Origin of the sequence: Pyxidicoccus fallax (assembly GCF_012933655.1) — a bacterium.
GTDB classification, from domain to species: Bacteria; Myxococcota; Myxococcia; order Myxococcales; family Myxococcaceae; genus Myxococcus; species Myxococcus fallax.
Map to the genome: position 1 here is coordinate 1 of NZ_JABBJJ010000513.1, position 6,201 is coordinate 6,201.

General features: G+C 71.1%; 6 protein-coding genes and 1 pseudogene. 5 read left to right on the forward strand and 2 right to left on the reverse strand.

The window, feature by feature from the left end:
* The 5 genes from HG543_RS50375 to HG543_RS50395 all read left to right on the forward strand — a co-directional run.
* Nucleotides 1-653: PEGA domain-containing protein (locus HG543_RS50375; RefSeq protein WP_169352125.1), on the forward strand; the 653-nt coding region annotated here is incomplete at its 5' end.
* 2 nt (nucleotides 654-655) lie between these two features.
* Complete coding sequence (locus tag HG543_RS50380) at nucleotides 656-1,321, forward strand: response regulator (RefSeq protein ID WP_171818714.1); 666 nt, start codon at nucleotides 656-658, stop codon at nucleotides 1,319-1,321.
* 26 nt (nucleotides 1,322-1,347) lie between these two features.
* Entirely contained in the window at nucleotides 1,348-2,661 is a 1,314-nt protein-coding gene (locus tag HG543_RS50385) for a M16 family metallopeptidase (protein WP_169352127.1), read from the forward strand.
* Nucleotides 2,662-2,679: 18 nt separating this feature from the next.
* Entirely contained in the window at nucleotides 2,680-4,167 is a 1,488-nt protein-coding gene (locus HG543_RS50390; RefSeq protein ID WP_169352128.1) for a M16 family metallopeptidase, read from the forward strand.
* Nucleotides 4,164-4,874 carry a pseudouridine synthase gene (locus tag HG543_RS50395; protein ID WP_169352129.1) on the forward strand — a complete coding sequence of 237 codons (711 nt, stop codon included), beginning with the start codon at nucleotides 4,164-4,166 and terminating at the stop codon, nucleotides 4,872-4,874. Before HG543_RS50390 ends, HG543_RS50395 begins: the two co-directional genes overlap by 4 nt.
* Here HG543_RS50395 and HG543_RS50400 read toward each other — a convergent pair.
* A complete protein-coding gene (locus HG543_RS50400) occupies nucleotides 4,858-5,673 on the reverse strand; it encodes a hypothetical protein (protein WP_169352130.1) in 816 nt (271 codons plus the stop codon). The two genes, HG543_RS50395 and HG543_RS50400, sit on opposite strands and share 17 nt — an antisense overlap.
* Nucleotides 5,670-6,201: pseudogene (locus HG543_RS50405) on the reverse strand (hypothetical protein); the annotation flags it as partial. The pseudogene HG543_RS50405 and the gene HG543_RS50400, both read right to left, overlap by 4 nt.

Here is a 6,201-nt window from a genome sequence, read left to right on the forward strand (position 1 = left end):
CAGCCTCCGCGCGCCGCGACACGCTGAGGGACCGGGATGACATCGCCATGCCTCCGCCCTCCGGGACGGAGCATGCCGCCGCGTCCCCGCGCCTCATGTCGGCGGAGCGAGACCTGTCCCGCGTCATCCGCCAGCGGGGACGGACGGTGGCCATCGCGGGCGCCATCGCCCTGGTGGGGGTGTTCAGCTTCGTCGTCGCCGCGTGGCAGCTCGGCGGACAGCCGCGCGGCGAGGAAGCCCCGGCCGACGCGGCCCTCGCCGCCCCGATGCCCGAGGCCCAGACGCCGCCCCCCGCCGAGCCCGTGCCGGTGCCGACCGCCGTCCCGTCAGCTCCGCCCCCGGAGCCCGCGCGGACGGCGAGCGCGCCCGAGGCCGCGCCCGTCGAGGAGGACGTGCCCGAGGTGAAGGCGCCGCCGAAGTCCCAGCGCGCCTACGTCACCATCACCACCAACGTGCCCGCGCGGGTGTACATCGACGGGGCCAAGGTGGGCCGCAGCACGCCCCTCACGCGCTTCCCCATCAAGGCGGGGCGGCGCCACATCCGGCTGGTGTCCCTGACCACGGGAGAGCCGCAGGAAATGGATATGCGCTTCAACCGGGGCCAACATCACAAGCTGGTGGTGAACTCGTTCAGAAGCGCTCCCAGGCGATGAGCATGGACCGGACCCGCATCTACGTCGTCGAGGACCAACCGCAGCTCCTCAAGAACCTGGTCAAGGTGCTGGGCACCTTCCCGGAGCTGGAAGTCATCGGAACCGCGCAGGAGGGCGAGGCCGCGGTGGAGGAGATCCTCCAGGTGCGCCCGCAGCTCGTGCTCCTGGACCTGGAGCTGCCGGGCATCAACGGCATCCAGGTCACCCAGCGGGTGAAGCGCCGCGCGCCGGAGGTGGAGATCCTCATCCTCACGTCCTTCGACGACGAGCAGAAGGTGTACGAGGCCATCCAGGCGGGCGCCTCCGGCTACCTCGTCAAGCGCGTGGGCCCGGAGAAGATCCGCTCCGGCATCCAGGAGGTGATGGAGGGCGGCACCGTCCTGGAGCCCATCATCGCCCGCCGCTTCTGGAACTACTTCCAGTCCGTGCAGGCGAAGCCCGTCACGCCCGAGAAGAAGGCGGACAACCCCTGGAGCCTGACGCCCACCGAGTTCGAGGTGCTGCGCTACGTGGCCAAGGGGCTGTCCAACGCCGAGGTGGGGCAGGTGATGACGCTGGAGCGGCGCACCGTCCGTACACACCTGTCACATATCTACCGGAAGATGGGGGTCAACTCTCACGTGGAAGCCGTGGTGATGGCCCTGCGTGCCGGTGTCGTGGATCTATAGCCGCGCCCTGTATACGTTGGGGGCCTATGCGCAAGGCTTCCCAACTCAACGTCCCCGCTCGTGTGGTCGACCCGGCCCTCGAGTCCCTGTTCGACGTCCACGAGGCCACCCTTCCGAACGGCCTCCAGGTGAGGCTGCTGGCGAACCACCAGGCGCCCGTCGTCAGCCTCTACACCTTCTTCCAGGTGGGCAGCCGCAACGAGCGGCCCGGCATCACCGGCATCAGCCACCTCTTCGAGCACATGATGTTCAACGGGGCGAAGAAGTACGGCCCCAAGATGTTCGACAAGACGCTGGAGTCCAACGGCGGCCGCTCCAACGCGTACACGTCCCATGACATGACGGTGTACTACGACGACTTCGCCGCCGACGCGCTGGAGACGGTGCTCGACCTGGAGTCGGACCGGATGCGCTCGCTGCGCATCTCCCAGGAGACGCTGACCAGCGAGCGCGAGGTGGTGAAGGAGGAGCGCCGCGTCCGCGTGGACAACGACATCACGGGCATCATGGACGAGGAGCTGGGCACGCTCGTCTACAAGGCGCACCCGTACCGCTGGCCCGTCATCGGCTGGATGGCGGACATCGAGAACATCACCCGCGAGGACTGCCAGGAGTACTTCCGCACGTACTACGCGCCGAACAACGCGGTGCTCTACATCGTCGGCGACATCGACCCGAAGAAGACGCTGGCCCTGGTGCGCCGCTACTACGGCGACATCCCCCGCGGCCCCGCGCCCTTGAAGGTCATCGACGCCGAGCCCGAGCAGAAGGGCGAGCGCCGCGCGCTGGTGCGCCACCCCGCGCAGTCGCCCGCGCTGATGATTGGCTTCCGCGGCCCCGCGGCGCGCGAGGACGACACCTTCACCCTCGACGTGGCCCAGTACGTGCTGACGAAGGGGGAGGGGAGCCGGCTGGTGCGCTCGCTCGTGTACGAGCAGAAGCTGGCCGTCTCCATCATGCTCGACTGGAGCTGGCGCATCGACCCGGGCACCATCCTCTTCTACCTGGAGCTGAAGCCGGACTCCGACCCGCAGAAGGTGGAGGCCGCCCTGTACGCGGAGCTGGAGAAGATGGCGCGCGAGGGCGTCACCGAGCGCGAATTGCAGAAGGCGCAGAACAACCTCCGCTCGGACCACATGCGCGAGCTGACCACCAACAGCGGCCGCGCCCACGCGCTGGGCCACTACGAGGCGCTGCTCGGCGACTGGCGCCGACTGCTCTCCCTGCCGTCCTCGTACACCTCCATCACCAACGACATGGTGAAGGCCGTGGTCGCGAAGTACTTCGCCCCCGAGCGCCGCTCCGTGGTGACGCTGCTCCCCGCGCCCTCCGAGGCCTGAACCGAGGAAAGTCCCTTTATGGCCTCCCGCAAGAGCCCTTCCCTGAAGACCTCCGTGAAGTCCTCCCTCAAGTCCTCCGCGGCCCGCGCCGTGAAAGGCCCCGTCCGGGCCATCAAGCGCGCCACGCGCAAGGTCGCCGCCTCCGCTCGTACCGCCTCGCCGGCCCGCAAGGAGGCGACGTCCACCGGCGCCCTCAAGCTGCCGACGCTGCACGAGAGCACGACGTCCAGCGGGCTGAAGGTGATTGCCGCCGAGCGCGGCCCGCTGCCGCTGGTGTCCGTGCGGCTCATCCTGCGCGCCGGCAGCGCCACCGACCCCGACGGCAAGCACGGCCTCGCGGACTTCACCGCCCGGCTGCTGCGCCGGGGCACGCGCCGGCTGACGGCGCAGCAGATCGACGAAGCGGTGGAGTTCGTCGGCGCCAGCATCGGCGGGGGCGTGAGCGAGGACGTGATGTCCGTCTCGCTCACCACCCCGGCCGAGCACTTCGCGCAGATGCTGGGCATCCTCGGCCAGCTCGTGAGGGACCCTGTCTTCCCGCAGTCCGAGGTGGACGACGCCCGCGAGCGCGCCCTGGCCCAGTTCGCCAACGACTTGGACGACCCGTCCGTCATCGCCGACCGGGCCATGGTGCGCGCGCTCTGGGGTGACCACCCGTACGGGCACGACGTGGGCGGGTCGACGCGCACGGTGAGCACCTTCACCCGCGACGACGTGGTGCGCTTCCACCAGGAGCGCATGGGCCCCAAGGTGGCCATGCTGGTGGTGGTGGGCGCCGTGAAGCCCGAGCGCGTGGCCGCGGCGGCGGAGGAGGCCTTCGCCGGCTGGGAGGGCGGGCCGGACGCGGCGCCCGTGATTCCGCCGCTGAAGAAGATGCCCGGCGCCGGACGGGTGCTGGTGGTGGACAAGCCGGACCAGACGCAGTCGCAGGTGCGCCTGGGCGGCCCCGGCTTCCGCATGGGCCACGAGGACTACTTCCCGGCCACGGCGATGAACATCGCCCTGGGCGGTGGCTTCACCTCGCGGCTGATGAACGAGATTCGCGTCAACCGCGGCCTTACCTACGGCGTCAGCGCCTGGTTCGACGCGATGCAGGCGGACGGCGTCTACGTGCTGTCCACCTTCACCAAGACGGCCTCCACGCGCGAAATCATCGACGTGGCGCTGGCGGAGATTGGCGGCGTTCGCGAGAAGGGCATCAAGCCGCGCGAGCTGACGGACGCGCAGGCGTACCTCGCCGGCCTCTACCCGCTGCGCACGGAGACGAACGAGTCCATCGCCGGCAGCATCGCCGACACGCGCCTGCACGGGCTGGGCGATGACTGGGTGGAGAAGTTCCGGGACAGGCTGCGCGCCGTGACGCCGAAGCAGGTGACCGCGGTGGCGAAGAAGTACTGCTACCCGCAGCCGCCCGTCGTGGTGGTGCTGGGCCGCGCGGACGAGGTGAAGAAGCAGCTCAAGGGCCTGGGCCCCATCACCGTGGTGCCCGCGTCGGAGTACGAGTGACGGACACCCGCATCCTCTTCGAGGGCGGGGGCGTGCTCGTGGTGGACAAGCCGCCCGGGGTGCCGGTCATCCCCGGGCGCGACGGCGGCCCCTCGCTGCGCGATGCCCTGGAGTCGGCGCGGGGACAGAAGGTGTTCGTGGTGCACCGGCTGGACAGGGACACCTCCGGCGTCCTCGTCTTCGCGCTGGACGCGGCGGTGCACCGCGCCCTCTCCGTGGCCTTCGAGGCCGGCAAGGTGCGCAAGCGCTACCTGGCCCTGGTGGAGGGCCGGGTGGACGCGCCGCGCCTCGTGGACGCGCCGCTCGTGGCCGCGCGCAAGGGCCGCATGCGCGTGGCCCGCCCGGGCGAGCCGGAGGCCAAGGCGTCCCGCACGCGGGTGCGGCCGGTGGAGACGTTCGACAAGGCCACGCTCGTGGAGGCCGAGCCCCTCACCGGGCGCACCCACCAGATTCGCGTCCACCTGCTGTCGCTGGGACACCCGCTGCTCGTGGACCACCAGTACGGCCGCGAGGAGCCGCTGACGGAGAAGGACGTGGGCGGGGAGGGGGACGCGGTGGTGCTGGCCCGCACGCCCCTGCACGCCGCGCGCGTGGAGTGGCCCGCGCTGCCCGGCGTGCCCGCCCGCGCGGTGGAGGCGCCGCTGCCCGGGGACATGGCGCGTGTCCGCGAGCTGCTCCGGCGCGCGGGGGCTACTTCCGGATCTTGAAGCCGTTGGTGGTGCCCTGGGCCCCGAAGGCGTCCGTCACGGTGACCTTCACGTTGCCGCCCTGGGCGTCCACGGTGATGAGGGCGGTGTACTCGCCGCGGACGAACGGCCCCACCTTGGTGGGGCTCACGGTGCCCTTCTTGTTGATGGTCACCTCCACGCCCTCCTCGAAGTGCGCCGCGCGCGGCCCGACGGCCCGGATGGTGATGGGGAAGGGGACGCCGCTCTGCTGGTCTTCCACGTCCTCCAGCTCGAAGCCGGTGACGTCGCCCGGGCGAATCGGCCCGCCGGGGCCCGGGTCCTCGGGCCCGCCCGCGTCCGGGAGCGTGCCGGCATCCGCCGGGAAGGACACGCCGGCGTCCAGGCCCTTGGGACAGTCGACCGGGTTCGGCTCATCGTCGGAGCGCGGGCTCACCGGGACGAGGGTGAGCGCGGAGGACCGCACCGCCTCGCGTCCGTCCGCCAGGGCCACGCGGATGTCATAGGTGCCCCCAGGGAGCGACGCGGGCACCTCGACCTCCAGGGTGCCGTCCTGGGCCAGCTCCGTGAGGCGGGCCACCTGGCCGCCAATCCACACGCGCACGGCCTCGGTGCGGGCCTCCTCCCGGCCGTAGTCCACGTGGACGGCAATCACCGCGTCGAGCGAGATGCGCACGAACTGCCGCTCCTCGGCGGGGGCTCCCTCGGGGACGGTGACCTGGTTGGGAGTCACCGAGAGGATTTCCGGAGACGGCAGCGTCCCGCCTCCACTGCAGGCGAGGAGCAGCACGGTGGCGAGCAACGCGACGGCACGGCTCATGGCTCGAACCTCACTCCCAGGAGCCCGCTCAGTCCGCCCAGCTGCGCATCCAACCAGGGCGTGCGCACGGGGGCCCACGCGCCCCGCGCCTCCACCAGCGCGCTCCAGCGGCCGAATCGGTACGCTCCCTGTAAGGAGAGGAACCCCATCCCCGTCAGCTTGCTCTCTTTCAGGTCTTCCTGGAAGTCGCTGCTGAGGTGGTGGCTGAAAGGGAGCACACCTCCTCCTGCTCGCCCGTATAGGGAAAAGGCGGCTCGCTGGAACAATCGGGCCCGAACGGACGCGAGGACCGGCGCTCCCACCACCTTCGAGCGCACCACGCCCAGCCCTACCAGTTGTCCGTCGAAGGTGACCTGGCGCACCCCGGTCTCCACCTCGCCCGCGAGCCAGTCCCACCGGTCCGGTGCCGGCAGCGACACGCCCACCGCTCCGGTGGGCCCCGTGTTGGCGCCGCCCGCGAAGGCGCCGCCCGCGAGGAGGTACACCGAGGGCCGCCACGCGTCGGCCTCCGCGGGCGGGGGCTGGGGG